Source organism: Flavobacterium sp. N502540, assembly GCF_025947365.1.
Taxonomy (GTDB): Bacteria; Bacteroidota; Bacteroidia; order Flavobacteriales; family Flavobacteriaceae; genus Flavobacterium.
Genome location: NZ_CP110012.1, coordinates 4,890,612 through 4,906,993, shown reverse-complemented (window position 1 = coordinate 4,906,993; position 16,382 = coordinate 4,890,612). Strand labels below are relative to the sequence as shown.

The following is a 16,382-nucleotide window of genomic DNA, read 5'->3' as shown; positions in this document are numbered from 1 at the left end:
GTTTTTACAGAACAAAATTGTTGATTTAAAATTACTCTATTTAAGTTTACTGATATTACATAGTTTTCCTCTTTTGTTACACAATTTTAGTACAAATAACCCTTTATAGAAATAACCGCTAAATTTTACTCCCTAGCAGCTATTGGCAATTCTACTGATCATTTGAACAATTGGTTTTTAAAGAGACTAGTTTTTAGTATACAGAACACCGTTTTTTACTGACTTTTTATTTAGTTCTCCTTTCTCAAATAATTGCTCCAGAATTGTATTGGCTTCGGCGTAAGAAATATCCAGAATAACGGCATATTCTTTTGGTGCAAGAGTAGGATAAATTTCAAACAGAGATAAAGGATGCCCATTTGCTGTTTTTTTCTTTTTAGCGTCAGGGAACAGGGCTAGTATTGCATTTTCATAAGAGGCATAAGGTTTAGAACCATAAACGGTTAATTGATTTTGATTCCCATCAGAAAAAAACAAAGTAGGGAAGCCTCTAACACCAAGACTTCTGGCATAGTTCAGATCTTCCTGAAAAAGTATTTTAGCTTCTCCTTCGTAATCCCATTTTAATTTTTTGGTATCTAAACCGGAAAGTTCAGCCGCTTCAGAAATGTTTTCCCATTTCGCAATATTCTTCTTTTCGAGATACAATTTCTCCCTAAGAATCCGCATAAACTTTACCGCTTTATCTTTACTCTGAATTTGCGCTGCTTTCATCGCAATACAAGATGGATAGGAAGAATCGAGCGGGTCTTCGAGCCATACATTTCCATCAATAGGCATTTCATAGTACAAACTTGCTTCTTCCCAGTGATGAGCGACATCTGACGGTTTACTGATCCCGCCACTATTGTAAGACCAATCCGGAAGTAAACCGCCCATTCTGTAATCAATATCGATATAATTGCCGTATTCGAGTTTTAGTTTTCTTAACTGAGGTTCAATTCCCCAACAGGAAGAACAGATGGGATCGGTGTAATAAATAATTTTTATCGGTTTATCTGTAGTTGGAATGATGGAAGTTTCATTTGCTTTTTCCTGAATTGGCATTTCACAGGTTCCCGTTTCAGGATCACACAATAATGGATTTGTTTTGTCTGTACTCATTTTTGAATTTATTTGTGACTGACAGTTTGTACTGCAGATCAGAATTAATAATAGCGACAGTCTTTTCATAAATAACTGTTTTAGATTTACGCTTCGGTTTAAATTTTATAATTTTACTGTAAAGTTCGTCCATCTTTAATCACAAGTCAATTAGTCTAAAAAATATGACTACAGCAAATACATCGGAAACGGAGAATGAATGCCCGGCAGAGGGGCTTTTAAAATTGCTCTCGGGCAAGTGGAAACCACAGATTTTTTTGCTGGCCGTTAATGGTCCTTTGCGTTTCAACGGACTTTTAAGAGAACTTAAAGGAGCGAACAAACAATCTGTTGCAACGGCACTTCGGGAACTGGAAGATTTTGGAATTCTGGACAAAAAAGTAGTTCGTTTAAAACCTTTGCATATCGAATACCATCTTTCTGAAAAAGGAGCATCATTAGTTCCGGTTTTTAAGCAGTTGGAGATTTTCTCAAGAGTGTAAAATAGTAAGTTTGGATAATTTTGATTGCTGTTTAGAATAAAACAATTAAATGATATAAACGATGAAAAAGCTATTGTTATTTTTGGTGTTGTTGTTTCAAATGGTTGTAACAACAGGATACAGTCAAAGTACAGATCCTTCCTCTAAAAAAATTGTCGGAACCTGGTACGCCGATGCCAATCGAAATACAAGATGGGTTTTTACGGCAGACGGAAAAGTTTTCAATTACGATAAAAACACGTTTAAAGTAATGTACCGATATACTATTTCAAACAGCTGCCAGAATAATTCAGATGATACACTCGAATTTGTAACGTTGATGGATAAGGATGGTGATGAATATTGTTTTAGAATAAACGCTATAAATGAGAACAAGAATGGCGTTTTATCGATGACGAATATGAGTAATATGGAAGAGATCTTGTTTGTGAACGATGTAAACATAACAACGGGAAAGTAGTAGTTCTAAGAAAATTTTTTACGATTAGTTTTTTCTGGGCCATTTCCACGCCAGAATTACAATTATGGCCGTAATGACACTTTCGAACAGTGCCAGAAAAACATAAAAACTTTTCCATGCTGTTAGCGAGCTAATCGCAATAAGCAGCATGATTAGGGTAAAAAATATCCCAAACAAAATATGGAGCAACCTGTTTATTTTGGGCTTTAAAAAAATAGAGAACAACACCATTAGAGGAGGCAGAGCGAGTAGAATAGCTGCAGAAAGTAGTTTCATTGGACTGTTTAATAGATTGTCACCACTTACAAGTCCGGCTGTTTTTCCGGGTAGGTACAATTCAAAATAATCACCATACAAATAACACAACGTTACCGCTGCCCAAAGAAAGGCAAGTTTTATTCTGATATTGACTTCGAAATCTTTTAAATTACTGGTATTCTGATTGGTATCCATATGGTTTTGTTTTTTTGTATGACGGAATTTTTAGTATTTTGTTACAATTTACAGCTTTATAAATTTGACCAAAAGAAAAATTTTGCTATAATCATTAAACTTTTATTAACAAAAAGTAAATTTTCATTCGTTTATATTTGTAAGGCAAAATGTAAAAAGCATTAACGAATATGAAAATCAACATCTTAAGAATTCTTGTTTTATTTGCTTTCTCCGTAAGTGGTTACAGTCAAAGCGTAAAGCTGTTAAACATCGATCAGCTGAACGAAAGAATTAAGAACGGCAAAGACAGTACTTATGTTGTTAATTTCTGGGCTACCTGGTGCGCACCCTGCATTAAAGAGCTGCCTCATTTTGAAAAGTTAAAGGCGGATCATAAATCAGATAAATTAGCGGTTTTATTGGTAAGTGTCGATTTTAAATCTAAGTTAAACTCAGCTGTAGTTCCGTTTGTGAAAAGAAAAAACCTGAAAAATGAAGTTTTTCTGTTAAACGAAAGCAATCCGCAGGAATATATAGACCGCATTGATAAAGACTGGTCGGGAAGCATTCCGGCAACCTTATTTATTAAAGAGAATAAAAGAAAATTTATTGAATCTGAATTTACCTACGAACAATTATTAACTGAATATAAAAAACTGTAAATTATGAATAAGTTTATTACTGCTGTGACTCTGTTTTTGTTTAATCTGCTGCTTTCTCAGGCTCAGAGCACAACCCTTAAAGCCGGCGAAACGGCTCCGGATTTTAAATTGAAAAACGTAGACGGAAAAGAAGTTTCTTTTGGCAGTTTTCCAAAAGCAAAAGGATACATCGTTGTTTTTACCTGTAATACGTGCCCTTATGCGGTAGCGTACGAGCAAAGAATAATTGAATTGGATAAAAAGTTCAAAGCCCAGGGTTATCCGGTAATTGCCATTAATCCAAATGATCCTGAAGCTTCTAAAGCGGATTCTTTTGATAAAATGCAGGAATTGGCAAAAGATAAAAAATATCCGTTTCCTTATTTATTTGATGCCGGACAAAAAGTTACCGATCAATATGGGGCGAAACGTACACCCCATCTTTTTATCGTTTCTAAAACCGATAAAGGAAATGTGGTAGAGTATGTAGGAGCAATTGATAGTGATCCGGAAGGAACTAAAACCGAAAAAACAAAGTATGCTGAAGAGGTGATCGCAGCATTAAAAAGCAATAAAAAACCTGCCGTTACACAAACCAAAGAAATCGGCTGTACGGTAAAAAGAAAAGCGAAAGCTTAATTTTTTAAGAAATTCAATGTCATAGAAAGTGCCTCAGTGATGAGGCATTTTTTTATGCTATGATCTCCGTTAGTTTCTGTTCTTCTTGAAATTCCAGTTCGGCAATAATTTGCTTTTTCATTGTGGTATGAATGTAGTCTTTAGCTTCAGCATAAGAAATAGCATACTTGCGTTTAATTTCCTGAAGATGAATCGGAAAATGAGCAAGCAGTTTATCATAATAGGCATTCAGTTGTGAATCATCGGGCATTTCAAATTTTAATTTGATTTGAAATCTTCTCAGCAAAGCTGTATCAATACTTTCGTAATAATTGGTCGCACAAATAAGTAAACTGTCTGCCGGAAGATAATCAATCAGTTGAATGATCGTATTTACCAGACGTTTCATTTCGGCAACATCTTTGTCCTGACTGTCACGGCTTTTACCAATCTGATCAAATTCATCGAGAAACAAAACCGCTTTTTCACGAATTGCTTTATCAAACAACACTTTTACATTTTTAGAAGTTTCTCCAATTTTAGCATCGATTATGGTACTGAGATTCACAATAACAATGTTCTTGTTTAAAGCGTTTGCAATGGCTTTTGCAGTAGTGGTTTTGCCACAGCCGGAATGCCCGTGCAGTAGTATTTTGTTATCTACTTTGAGATTGTATTTTTTTAATTCTTCGATGTATTTATGTTCTTTTATCGTCTGAATTAATACCGTTTTATTCTCTGTGCTAAAAAGTAAATCTTCCAGTGCTACTTTTTCAGTATCGTTTACAACAAGTTCGTGCAGATTCATTTGTAATTTTATTTGGTGCAAAATTAGACTTTATTCTGCAATATTTTCGTTCCAGATTTCTTTTCCTAAAAAGCGGTTTCCAAAAATTGAAGTTCCAATTCGGATCAGATTCGAACCTTCAGCAATGGCTAGTTCTAAGTCTTGTGACATTCCCATTGAAAGTTGTAAATTAGGGATGCCTTCAATTTCGGCCGCGTAAATTTCATCTCTTGTTTTTCGGAGCAAACGTAAAGACGGACGCATTTTTTCTTTTTCGACATCCAGCAATCCAATAGTCATTAGTCCTTTAATTTTAAGAGTTTCGTAACGTTTTATCTTTTGAATAAATGAAAGTACTTCTGTCGGTGGCAGTCCGAATTTACTTTCTTCAAATGAAGTGTTTACTTGTATAAAAACCTCCAGTGTCCGTCCTTCTTTTTGCAATTGCTTGTCTAATTCATTGGCCAAGCTTAGTCTGTCGAGAGATTGAATACAAGTAACGTACTTAAGAACGTCTTTGACTTTATTGGTTTGAAGATGGCCAATAAAATGTCGTTCGATTTTTAAATCTTTTAGTTCCGGATTTTTATCACGGAGTTCCTGCATTTTATTTTCGCCAATGAGTGTCTCTCCCGCATCGATCGCAATTTGAATGTCTGCTACTGAAACGGTTTTAGTAGCCAGTAACAGTTTCACATCTGATACATTTCTGCCGGAACTTTTGCAGGCATTCTCCATGCGTTGATGAACCTGTTTTAAATTGAAAATAATATCTTCTTTCATGCGGCAAAATTAGCGGTAAGCTGACGTACTTAAAAGATCCAGTTTTTAGTATAAGTAATAGTCCAGTTTGGAGGTAAACTGGACCAGATTAGAGCAATAAATGAAAAAACTGGATTATTTGGCAGATCCTGAATCGAAGTAATTTTGTACGGACAATAAAGTCAAATTAAAAACAAATTAAAATGAGTAAATCAATTTTTTATCATGCCGGCTGTCCGGTTTGTATTAGTGCAGAACAGGATATTTTAAGTTTAATTAACCCTGCTGAGGTTGAAGTTGTCCATCTGGGTGTCGATAAATTCAGAATTGCAGAGGCTCAAAAAGCAGGATTGCAATCGGTTCCGGCTTTGGTAACGCCAAACGGAAATGTGCTTCATATTAATTTTGGCGCTTCTATAGCAGATGTAATTGGATAGATTCACTGTGAGACGTGAAATGTAAAATGTAAATCGCATGAAGATAGCAGTATGGGATACCTATGTAACCCGAAAAGACGGAACAGTAATGCATTTTGATATTCTGGTTGACGAACGTACTGTCGATGAAAACCAGATTTTTGAATATGGCAAAAAGTATCTTAAAACAGTAGCACAGGATGGGCAACCGCTGACCTCAAAGGAATGCAAATTTTGTCATATTGACAAGGCTCCTGAGACTGTGCAAAGTCAGATTCTTAAACAGGGATTTTCGATTATCGAAATGGAGAACTGTAATTAACTGATTCTTTAGTTTTGTATAAAAAAGGCTGAAACAATAACGTTTCAGCCTTTTTTATAGATACAGAGCCTATGTTTCTAGGTGTTAAAATAAATTACATAGAGAGCAGCTTATAATTATAAACTTTTTAGTTTTTTCATGAAAACCGGAAAGACTTCATTTAATTCCTCAAAAAGAGGATTGTTGCGGTGTTTCAGTTTTATTTCACTGAACAATTTGAGACCAAGTGCAAATTGGGTAGCTTCGTGTGGATTTTCAAACAGGTTTTTAGCCTTTATTTTTTCGATGATATCAAATATTTCATCATGATTGTCGAATTCTATTCCAAGTTCTTTTGCGGGTTCTGTTTCGCCGTTTGCGTATTCTTTTAAGCTTAAAGTCAGGTAATATTTGTTTGATCTTTTTTGCATTATATTATTTTTTAAATTCTATTTCAACCATTTGTCTACAATGGTTTTAAAGGTTTCTTTGTATTGTTCACCAACCGTGATCTCGGTTTTATTAATGAATATTGAATTTTTACTGATGGAGTTTATTTTGTCCAGTGCAACAATAAAGGAGCGATTGATTCGCATAAATTTTAGGGAGGGTAGTTTTTCTTCGAGCGCTTTTAAAGAAATCAAAGACATTAATCCTTTTGGGGAATTTTCAAGATGTACTTTCACATAATCTTTGAGACTTTCGATATACAAGATGTCTTTTAATGAAATTCGAACCCACTGGTATTCTACTTTCAGAAAAATAAAATCATCATCATCTGCCGTAATGGACTGAAATTGACCGGAGGCCTCTTCTGTTAATTGTAAAACTTTGCTGGAAGCTCTTAAAAACTCTTCATAACTAAAGGGTTTTAAAAGATAATCAACAGCGTTGACCCGATAGCCTTCAATAGCATAATGATTATAGGCTGTGGTGAAAATTATTTTAGGTAATGTTCCCTGTTGTTCCTGTAAAAGCCGGGCAAGTTCCATACCGCTTAAATTCGGCATATTGATATCCAGAAAAATAATGTCGGGTTGTTGTTCCCGTATCAGACTCATAGCTTCAATAGCATTATCACAGCTTTGAACCAACTGCAAAAAAGGAGTTTGTTCTATAAAAGTTTCGACCAATTTTAAGGCTAGCGGTTCGTCGTCTACTGCGATACATTTTAATACAATCATTGTTCTAAAGTTATTTGCAGGTTTACTTTATATTTTCCGTTTGGATCAATACCGGCCGTTAAACTGTGTTTGTCAGGATAGATGAGGTGTAATCGGCGTTTGGTATTGGTTAAACCAATTCCGCCCTGTTCTGTTGGAGTTGTTTTCTCGAAAAAAGTGTTTTCTACCTCAAATTCAAGAAGGGTTCCGTTTTGTTTCAGCGCAAAATGAATCTCGCTTTTGTCCGTAGCATGCACACCATGTTTAAAGGCATTTTCGACTAAAGGCAGTAAGAGCATCGGTACAATTGGATAATCCTGAATTTTTTCCGGAATATCACCTGTAATAGTCAGTTTACTGTTAGCCCGAAGTTTCATTAGAGCAATAAAGTCCTTCATAAAATCTACCTCTTTCAATAAAGTTGTTCTTTCGCCTTCAGTACTGTAAAGCAGGTATCGCATCATTCGGCTTAAAGTGTGAAGCGCATTACGGGAATCTTCAATATTAGTATACGTAAGGGAGTAAATGCTGTTAAGCGAATTAAAGAAGAAATGCGGATTGATTTGTGCTTTCAGCATGGCCAGTTCGGTCATCGTTTTGTCCTGCTCCAGTTTTTGTTTATGTTGAGCAGCTCTTTGCCAATGCAGCAGCATGGCATAACTGGTACTGATGGCCAGAACCAGTAAGGTGAGACTAAAAATATAGTTATCGAAATAGGTGTTTCGGTATCGTTTGAATCGGATAAGCGCAGCCAGTTTGTTATGTAAATCGGTGTTGAGGTTGTAAAAATAGGATGCCAGCTGCATGATGAAAATAATCAATAGTATCCATAACAGGAAAGGACCAATTTTGTCTTTAATGATGGTTTTTGGAACAATTACCTTGGCATTATAGTAAAAAATCGCAAGCATGAAAAGCAAAACAATGGTTTGCCAAATCCAGAATATATGGGGAAGTGCTATATTCCAGGTAAGCGGAATATAAAACAGCTGCATATATCCTAATAATACCCAGGCCAGGATGTGTAATCCGGTAGACATAAACGGTTTAAAAAAATTGGGTGTCATTGTAAGTTGTGATTTTAAGGACAATATTACTTTTTATTTGAACAGGATATAAAACCAATCGCTCAAAATAGATTTACAACCCGTAAAAACCATTTTAGAGTCGACGAGGCTGTTACAAAAATACTTATTTATCAGGGAACATCTTCCATCGGTTCTCATCTAATCTTTATCGATTGCAGGGGGCTTTTCGTCTATTGTAAAAATTTTGTGTGTTCTATTTCAGTTCTTTTGTTCCTTAATAAATAGATAATCACACAATCCATAAAAATGAAGAAGCAATCTTTTTTTAGTATTCTAGCAGCATCTATTATCATCACTTCGTGTGGAAACAAAAATGATAAAGCGGCTCAGGCCGGAGGTGCACCACAAGTTAAAGAATATAAAACGCTGACTTTAGAACCTAAATCGGCAACTTTATATACAGATTATCCCGCCAGTATTCAGGGACAGCAAAATATAGAAATTCGTCCGCGGGTAGAAGGGTATATTGATAAGATTTTTGTTGATGAAGGTGCCGTGGTTAGGGCCGGACAGCCATTATTTAAAATTAGTGCTCCGGAATATGAGCAGGAAGTTCGCACTGCCACTGCAAGTATCAAAAGTGCTCAGGCTAATTTAAGTGCGGCTAAACTGGCAGTCAATAAAGTAAAGCCGTTGGTTGAAAAAGGAATCATCAGTAAATACGATTTAGAATCGGCACAATATACTTATGAATCAGCTTTGGCAACACTGGCGCAGGCCAATGCAAGTTTGGTAAATGCCAAGACAAACTTGGGATATACAACAGTAACCAGTCCTGTTGACGGAGTGGTGGGCTCTATTCCGTTTCGTTTGGGAAGTTTAGTGAGTTCTAATACCGCAGATCCTTTAACGACGGTTTCAAGCATCGGAAATGTATATGCTTATTTTGCAGTGAATGAAAAAAAACTTCTAAGTTTTACTCAGAATACAGATTCCGGAATTGCACTGGCAGAAAAAATTAAAAAGATGCCTGCTGTCTCTCTGCTTCTTTCAGATGGTACAGCTTACGGTGAAAAAGGGCGTATTGAAACTGTAAACGGATTAATCAATACCGAGACTGGTTCCGTTACTTTCAGAGCACGTTTCCCCAATACAAAGAGCATCATCAGAAGCGGAAACAGTACTACAGTGCGAATTCCAAACGAAGTGAATCAAGCGATTATTGTTCCTCAAAGCGCCACTTTTGAACTTCAGGATAAATTATTTACTGTGGTAGTTGGAAAAGACGGGAAAACTAAAAACGCCAATATTACGGTTTTAGAAAATACTGCAGGAAATTATTATGTCGTAAAAAGCGGTTTGCAGAGCGGCGACCAAATTGTTCTGGAAGGTGTGGCAGCACTTAAAGACGGAACTGAAATTAAAGCTCAGAATCAAAGTGCAGAAACGGTTTACGCGGATTTAAAATAAAAAGAAATGTTTAAAATATTCATACAACGACCGGTACTATCTACGGTAATATCGGTTATTATCGTAATCCTGGGAATCCTGGGACTGGCCGCGCTTCCTATTGCGCAATATCCGGACATCGCACCGCCAACTGTGAATGTAGCAGCAAGTTACACCGGAGCGAATGCAGATGTGGTCCTAAAAAGTATCGTAATTCCACTTGAAGAGCAGATCAACGGTGTAGAAAACATGACCTATATGACTTCTACGGCTACTAATGATGGTAATGCCTCTATAAAAATTTTCTTTAAAGTAGGAACCGATCCCGATTTAGCTGCAGTAAACGTACAAAACAGGGTTTCCAGAGCTACCAGTTTATTGCCGGTTGAGGTAACTCAGGCGGGGGTAACCGTGACTAAAAGTCAGAGTAGTAACTTATTGATTTTCTCTTTGTACAGTGATGATAAAGCCTACGATCAGACATTTCTTCAAAATTATGCTAAGATCAACTTAGTACCGCAAATTCAGCGTGTAGTGGGAGTAGGAGATGTTACCGTTTTCGGTTCAAGAGATTATTCGATGCGTATCTGGCTGAAACCCGATGTAATGCAGCAGTATAAATTGATTCCGAGTGATGTTTCGGCTGCTTTGGCAGAACAAAATATTGAAGCGGCACCGGGAAAATTTGGTGAAAACGGAGATCAGGCTTTTCAATATGTAATCAAATACAAAGGGCGTTTAACAAGCGCAAAAGAATTTGAAGAGATCGTCATTAAATCAGCCGGAAACGGACAATTATTGCGTTTAAAAGATGTGGCAAAAGTAGAATTGGGTTCTTTAAGTTATTCTTCGACCAGTACCACAAACGGACGCCCGTCTGTAGGTATTGCGATTAGTCAGACTCCCGGTTCGAATGCACGTGATGTAATTAATAATTCTAAAAAATTGATTGACGAAGCCGTAAAAACGTTTCCGAAAGGCATAAAGTATACCGTATTAATCAATGTCAATGAAAACCTGGATGCTTCAATTGAGAAGGTAATTCACACTTTGGTAGAAGCTTTTATTCTGGTTTTTATTGTAGTATTTATTTTTCTTCAGGATTTCCGCTCGACTTTAATTCCGGCGATTGCAGTTCCTGTTGCGATTGTTGGTACGTTCTTCTTCCTGAATTTATTCGGTTTTACCATTAACCTGCTGACGCTATTTGCGATGGTTTTGGCCATTGGTATTGTGGTCGATGATGCGATTGTAGTCGTCGAGGCGGTACACGCCAAACTCGACAATGGGTACAAATCGGCTAAGAAAGCTACTATTCATGCCATGAATGAGATTTCGGGAGCGATCATTTCGATCACACTGGTGATGGCGGCGGTATTTATTCCGGTTACCTTTATCACAGGTTCGACCGGGGTTTTCTATAAGCAATTCGGAATTACATTGGCGGTTGCGATTATTCTGTCGGCTGTGAACGCACTTACTTTGAGTCCGGCGTTGTGTGCTTTACTTTTAAAACCACATGCTGACGATCACAAACATCAAAGTTTTATTCAGAGATTTTATACCTCATTTAACGTTGCGTTTGACAATGTAACCGAAAAATACAAACGTTCTGTTCAGTTCCTTTCCATTAAAAAATGGATTGCACTGGGATCCATACTTTTTGCTGCGGGAGCTTTGTTCTATATGATGAAAACGACACCGTCAGCTTTCGTTCCTGCGGAAGATCAGGGTGTAGTTTTTGCCAATATCAGTTTGCCGCCTTCAGCTTCTATGGAACGTTCTGACGTTGTAGCGAAAAAGGTCGATAGTATAGCGCACACCATTCCGGGGGTCGAAAATACCCTTCGTATCGTGGGTCAGAACTTTACGGCAGGTGCGGGTAGTGCCTATAGTATGGTAATTGTGAGATTGAAAAGCTGGGAAGATCGTGAGCTCAGTGTCGATGATGTAATTGGTCAGCTGTTTGCTAAAACCAGTGGTATTCGGGAAGCTAATATTTTCTTTATTTCCCCGCCAACGATTCAGGGATTTGGACAAAGTGGGGGATTTGAATTTCAGTTACAGGACAAAGGAGGCCACAGTACCGCAGAATTTTATAAAGTAAACAATGAATTTCTCGCCAAGCTTTCGGCACGTCCGGAGATACAATATGCTACGACACCTTTTAACCCGGGTTTCCCTCAGTACATGATGGATATTAATCTGGCAAAAGCAAAAGATGCAGGTGTTTCAGTCAATACTATTTTATCAACCATGCAAGGTTATTATGGCGGATTGTATGCTTCTAATTTTAATAAATTCGGTAAGCAATATCGTGTGATGATTCAGGCTTCTCCGGAGTTTAGAACCAATACCGAAGGTTTGAACAAGATCTTTGTTCGTAACAGTGCCGGAACGATGGCGCCTATTACCGAGTTCGTAAAAATGACCAGGGTATTCGGACCGGAATCTATCTCAAGATTTAACCTGTTTACTTCTATTTCGATCACGGGAGCGCCAAAACCAGGCTATAGTTCCGGAGATGCTATTAAAGCGATTCAGGAAGTAGCAGCAGAGAGTCTTCCTGCAGGTTATGGTTATGAATTTTCGGGATTAACGCGTGAAGAATTAGCATCAGGGAGTGAGACGATCTTTATTTTTGTATTGTGTCTGGTATTTGTTTATTTCCTGCTAAGTGCGCAATATGAGAGTTATATCCTGCCTTTTGCTGTACTGTTTTCAATTCCGTTTGGATTGGCGGGAGCCTATTTGTTCTCGATTATTTTCAAGTTAAACAGTAACATTTACCTGCAGATTTCCTTAATCATGTTAATTGGGTTATTGGCCAAGAACGGGATTTTGATTGTCGAATTTGCGCTCGAAAGACGTCGAAAGGGATTGCCAATTGTACAGGCGGCTATTGAAGGAGCTGTGGCACGTTTCCGTCCGATTTTGATGACCTCTTTTGCTTTTATTTTGGGACTTGTTCCTTTAATGTTTGCTTCGGGTGCAGGTGCCGTTGGAAATAAATCGATTGGAACGGGTGCTGTTGGCGGAATGTTGATCGGTACCATTTTAGGAGTATTTGTAATTCCGGTATTGTTCATTATTTTCCAGACATTGCAAGAGCGTGTGAGTGGTCCGCCAAAAGAAAATTATGATGATGAAGGTGACGATGAAGAGGAAGTACAATTGATAGAAACTCACAAAGAGTAGTAATTTAATTTTAAAAAAATGACTCATAGTTCTAATAAATATATTCTCGTGTTAGTGACAGCCACACTGTTGAGTGCATGCTCGATTACCAAGAAATACGAACGTCCGTCGGCTATTTCGACCGATAAGTTGTATCGCGATCAAAATACTGCCGATTCGACTACTATGGCAAGTATGCCGTGGCAAACTGTTTTTAAAGATGAAAAACTGAATGCTTTAATTCAAAAAGGATTAGATCAGAACCTCAATTTAAGGAATGCGATCGAAAATATAGTGCAGTCGAGAGCCACTTTGCGTCAGGCAAAATTGGCTTATTATCCAACGCTGAATTTTGATGCGAGTGCGGCACATAACAAACAATCAAAGGCGGGACTGAATTTCCCCCCGGGAATTAATATCAATACACTGACAACAACCTACAAATTAGGTTTAAGTACTTCCTGGGAACTTGATATTTGGGGAAAATTGAGCAGTTCGAAAAGAGCGGCTCTAGCTGCCTATCTTGCTACAGATGCTGCAAAACAAGCCATTCAGACACAATTGATCGCTGATATTGCAAATAACTATTTTTTGTTGTTGGCGTACGACAAACAATTAGAAATTACCAAAGCGACTTTAGAAAGCCGTATTAAAAATGTGGAAACCATTAAAGCTTTAAAAGAAGGAGCAATAGTGACCGGAGCAGCAGTGGTGCAGAGTGAAGCCAATCAGCATGCAGCCGAGGTATTGATTCCGGATTTAAAACGAAGTATTCGTGAAACGGAGAATGCTCTTAATATTTTGTTGGGACAAGCTCCGGGCACTATTGAAAGAGGGACATTGGGGAACCAGACCGTTCCGGAAAATCTTGCTGTAGGTATGCCGGCGCAATTGCTGGAAAACCGTCCTGATGTTCGTCAGGCCGAGTTTAATTTCCGCACTGCATTTGAAAGTACCAATATGGCTAAAACGTATTTTTACCCAAGTTTAACGCTTACCGCAAGTGGCGGATTCTCTAACCTGCAACTAACGGATTTCTTTACCAATTCTGTTTTTTATTCTTTAATAGGAGGCTTAACACAGCCTATTTTCAATCAGGGACTGAATAAAGCAAGATTAACGACAGCACAATCCAAACAAGTTCAGGCACTGAATGACTTTCAGCAAAGTCTTTTAGTAGCAGGGCAGGAGGTATCAAATGCTTTGTATGCTTATGAAATGGCCGTTGAAAAAGAAGACTCAAGACAAAAACAAATTGAAGCCCTTGAAAAAGCGGTCGATTTTACACAACAGCTTTTAGAGTACAGCTCGGCAACCAATTATACCGATGTATTAACTTCAGAGCAAAATTTATTGGCGGCGCAATTAAGCGGGATTACTGATAATTTGCAAAAATTACAAGCCGTGGTCGATTTGTATCGTGCCTTAGGTGGCGGATGGAAATAGTCTTCGCGGCTTCTATTATTTTAAATTTTGAAACGAAAAGCGCCTCAGAGTATTGAGGCGCTTTTTTTATTTAGAGTTTCGTGAACTTTCTTTAACGAACAAAATAATTCTGTTAGTTACACTTAAATTTTAATCTCAAAACTTTACAGCATTTTTGGGAACAGTTTCTCCAAGGGTAGTTGTTTTAGAAAAATCTATTTTTGGAGATTGAATCAATTCAATATTTTGACAAACTTCTCCATTTATAGTGATTGCTTTCGCAGAAGTCGAATTAAACGCTATATTTTTTAAAGACATATTTTTAGCATTATAGATTTCAAATACGGTAGGATTTTCGATGTCTAATTTGGCATTGCTGATTTTAATTCCGTTAGCATCAATAATAGAAAAGCCTTTTTTCGCTTTCGCAATTAAATTGGAGATTTCGATGTTTTCCAGATTCATTTCGGGCAAACCTTGCAGAAATACCGCTTGCTGTGCGCCCTTAATCGTAATATTTTTAATTGAAATGTTTTTAAACTGTGGCGTTTCTTCGTTTACAGGAACAGCTTTTGTAGTTACGGTGTTTCCGCCTTCGGCCAAAGTTTCGGCTATGGATTTTCCCCCATAATACAAATCAAATGAAATGGCTTGTGATGGAATATCGGTCATAAAAATATCCGAGATATAAATGTTTTCCACAATTCCTCCACGTCCACGGGTGCTTTTAAAACGCAAACCAACATCCGTTCCCATGAAAGTGCAATTGGAGACATGCAGATTTTTCACCCCGCCCGACATTTCGCTTCCCACTGTTACACCGCCATGTCCGTGATAAACGATGTTGTTTTTTACGATAATATTTTCGCAGGCAACACCTCGATCACGACCGTCTTTATCTTTTCCCGATTTGATACAGATGGCATCATCACCCACATCAAAACTTGAATTTTCGATAATTACATTTTTGCAGGATTCTACGTCAAGACCGTCACCGTTTTGTGAGAACCACGGATTACGAACGGTTATGTTTCTAACAATTAAATCCTCTACCATAAACGGATGAAGGTTCCAGGCAGGTGAGTTTTGAAATACCGGACCATCAAACAATACTCTTTTACTATTTTGTATGCTCACTAAAACTGGGCGAAGGAAGTCGTGAATGGCTTCAAATTCTTCTTTCGTTTTTAGATCATGACGAACATTTTGATCCGCACCTTTTGCTCCTTTTAGATATTGCTCAGAAGGATACCAGCTGTCCTTCTTGTCATTTAAAACACCACCGGAAGCAACAAAATTTTTCCATTGTTCCTCTGTGAGTTTGTTTTTTTTAACCTGTCTCCAGGCTTCTCCGGAACCGTCCCACACACCATTTCCCGTAAAGGCAACATTTACCAGATTCTTACCATAAATAGGAGAGATGCAGCGCCAGGTGTTAAGCCCTTCAAAACTGGTTTCAATAATGGGATATAAATTTTTGTCGGTAGAGAATTTAATTAAGGCTCCTGTTTCGGCATGAAGCTCAATATTGCTTTTTAGTATAATCGGACCTGTTAGCCAGATTCCGGGTGGAATAATTATTTTTCCACCACCTTTTTTTGACACGGCTTCTATGGCATCAGCGAAAGCTTTAGTGTTTAAAACATATCCGCCATTTACAGCGCCAAAATCTTTTAGATTTACGGTATTATTTGGTATTACCGGTTCATTGACTTTTGGCATTTTAAATTCGATGTTTTTATAGGTATCATATGACTTAGAACCCTGAGCAAAACCATCGGGCAAGAGACAGAGGGGCATTAGGGTTAGAATAATACGTAAAAGGTTGATTGGCTTAGCTTTCATGCGGTATTAATTTGGTTTGAAATTTAATTATAAATTGGCATTTGTTGTTACTGAATCTTCTTATTCGGTATGACCTATTTTAGAAATCTGGAAGAAATAGCTCCAATAAAAAATAAAATCTAAATGTAATCGATTACACAAATCTATGAAAAAAAAATACAAATGATGATTCACTTCAAAAATAAAACAATCATTGCATATAATTCATTGTTGGGTATGATCGTTTTTTGCTACGAATCGCACCAATTTCACAAACACTATCTAATTTTTTTACCATAGAAAGTGATGT

The 16,382-nt window shown here is 37.4% G+C and carries 17 protein-coding genes; 9 read left to right on the top strand and 8 right to left on the bottom strand.

Annotated elements, in window-relative coordinates:
* Positions 1-186 precede the first annotated feature (186 nt).
* The gene (locus OLM58_RS20445) at positions 187-1,104 is read right to left on the bottom strand and encodes a DsbA family protein (RefSeq protein ID WP_264530411.1); all 918 of its coding nucleotides are present in this window, start codon (positions 1,102-1,104) and stop codon (positions 187-189) included.
* Positions 1,105-1,268: 164 nt separating this feature from the next.
* Between OLM58_RS20445 and OLM58_RS20440 the strand changes: the two genes are divergently transcribed.
* Positions 1,269-1,586, top strand: a complete 318-nt coding sequence (locus OLM58_RS20440; RefSeq protein WP_264530410.1) for a winged helix-turn-helix transcriptional regulator — start codon at positions 1,269-1,271, stop codon at positions 1,584-1,586.
* Between the two features lie 61 nt (positions 1,587-1,647).
* Complete coding sequence (locus OLM58_RS20435) at positions 1,648-2,046, top strand: hypothetical protein (protein WP_264530409.1); 399 nt, start codon at positions 1,648-1,650, stop codon at positions 2,044-2,046.
* A gap of 24 nt (positions 2,047-2,070) precedes the next feature.
* On the opposite strand, the gene OLM58_RS20430 is transcribed toward OLM58_RS20435, so the two are convergent.
* On the bottom strand, positions 2,071-2,499 hold the full coding sequence (locus OLM58_RS20430; RefSeq protein WP_264530408.1) for a DUF6326 family protein: 429 nt from the start codon (positions 2,497-2,499) through the stop codon (positions 2,071-2,073).
* A 170-nt stretch (positions 2,500-2,669) separates the two neighbouring features.
* On the opposite strand from OLM58_RS20430, the gene OLM58_RS20425 reads away from it, so the two are divergent.
* Entirely contained in the window at positions 2,670-3,143 is a 474-nt protein-coding gene (locus OLM58_RS20425; protein WP_264530407.1) for a TlpA family protein disulfide reductase, read from the top strand.
* Positions 3,144-3,146: 3 nt separating this feature from the next.
* Positions 3,147-3,761, top strand: coding sequence for a thioredoxin family protein (locus OLM58_RS20420; protein ID WP_264530406.1), 615 nt, complete (start codon positions 3,147-3,149; stop codon positions 3,759-3,761).
* A gap of 52 nt (positions 3,762-3,813) precedes the next feature.
* On the opposite strand, the gene OLM58_RS20415 is transcribed toward OLM58_RS20420, so the two are convergent.
* The gene (locus OLM58_RS20415; RefSeq protein ID WP_264530405.1) at positions 3,814-4,548 is read right to left on the bottom strand and encodes an AAA family ATPase; all 735 of its coding nucleotides are present in this window, start codon (positions 4,546-4,548) and stop codon (positions 3,814-3,816) included.
* 30 nt (positions 4,549-4,578) lie between these two features.
* Positions 4,579-5,310 (bottom strand): YggS family pyridoxal phosphate-dependent enzyme, encoded by a 732-nt coding sequence (locus OLM58_RS20410; RefSeq protein WP_264530404.1) that lies wholly within the window; start codon positions 5,308-5,310, stop codon positions 4,579-4,581.
* Positions 5,311-5,492: 182 nt separating this feature from the next.
* On the opposite strand from OLM58_RS20410, the gene OLM58_RS20405 reads away from it, so the two are divergent.
* Together OLM58_RS20405 and OLM58_RS20400 are read left to right on the top strand one after the other, a co-directional pair.
* Positions 5,493-5,726 (top strand): thioredoxin family protein, encoded by a 234-nt coding sequence (locus OLM58_RS20405; RefSeq protein ID WP_264530403.1) that lies wholly within the window; start codon positions 5,493-5,495, stop codon positions 5,724-5,726.
* Between the two features lie 37 nt (positions 5,727-5,763).
* Positions 5,764-6,027: a DUF2024 family protein gene (locus OLM58_RS20400; protein WP_264530402.1), complete on the top strand. Its 264-nt coding sequence runs from the start codon at positions 5,764-5,766 to the stop codon at positions 6,025-6,027.
* Between the two features lie 116 nt (positions 6,028-6,143).
* Here the strand turns inward: OLM58_RS20400 and OLM58_RS20395 are convergent, their stop codons facing one another.
* Genes OLM58_RS20395 through OLM58_RS20385 form a run of 3 tightly spaced genes read right to left on the bottom strand, consistent with a single transcriptional unit; the run spans position 6,144 to position 8,236 of the window.
* Positions 6,144-6,437 (bottom strand): DUF3861 domain-containing protein, encoded by a 294-nt coding sequence (locus tag OLM58_RS20395; RefSeq protein ID WP_017495650.1) that lies wholly within the window; start codon positions 6,435-6,437, stop codon positions 6,144-6,146.
* Between the two features lie 18 nt (positions 6,438-6,455).
* Positions 6,456-7,190 (bottom strand): LytR/AlgR family response regulator transcription factor, encoded by a 735-nt coding sequence (locus OLM58_RS20390; RefSeq protein ID WP_264530401.1) that lies wholly within the window; start codon positions 7,188-7,190, stop codon positions 6,456-6,458.
* Complete coding sequence (locus tag OLM58_RS20385; protein WP_264530400.1) at positions 7,187-8,236, bottom strand: sensor histidine kinase; 1,050 nt, start codon at positions 8,234-8,236, stop codon at positions 7,187-7,189. Before OLM58_RS20385 ends, OLM58_RS20390 begins: the two co-directional genes overlap by 4 nt.
* A 267-nt stretch (positions 8,237-8,503) precedes the next feature.
* On the opposite strand from OLM58_RS20385, the gene OLM58_RS20380 reads away from it, so the two are divergent.
* Genes OLM58_RS20380 through OLM58_RS20370 form a run of 3 tightly spaced genes read left to right on the top strand, consistent with a single transcriptional unit; the run spans position 8,504 to position 14,269 of the window.
* A complete protein-coding gene (locus OLM58_RS20380) occupies positions 8,504-9,667 on the top strand; it encodes an efflux RND transporter periplasmic adaptor subunit (RefSeq protein ID WP_264530399.1) in 1,164 nt (387 codons plus the stop codon).
* A 6-nt stretch (positions 9,668-9,673) separates the two neighbouring features.
* Positions 9,674-12,844: an efflux RND transporter permease subunit gene (locus OLM58_RS20375; RefSeq protein ID WP_249965544.1), complete on the top strand. Its 3,171-nt coding sequence runs from the start codon at positions 9,674-9,676 to the stop codon at positions 12,842-12,844.
* Positions 12,845-12,862: 18 nt separating this feature from the next.
* Entirely contained in the window at positions 12,863-14,269 is a 1,407-nt protein-coding gene (locus OLM58_RS20370) for an efflux transporter outer membrane subunit (protein ID WP_264530398.1), read from the top strand.
* A 135-nt stretch (positions 14,270-14,404) separates the two neighbouring features.
* Here the strand turns inward: OLM58_RS20370 and OLM58_RS20365 are convergent, their stop codons facing one another.
* On the bottom strand, positions 14,405-16,093 hold the full coding sequence (locus OLM58_RS20365; RefSeq protein WP_264530397.1) for a glycoside hydrolase family 28 protein: 1,689 nt from the start codon (positions 16,091-16,093) through the stop codon (positions 14,405-14,407).
* Between the last annotated feature and the right edge of the window lie 289 nt (positions 16,094-16,382).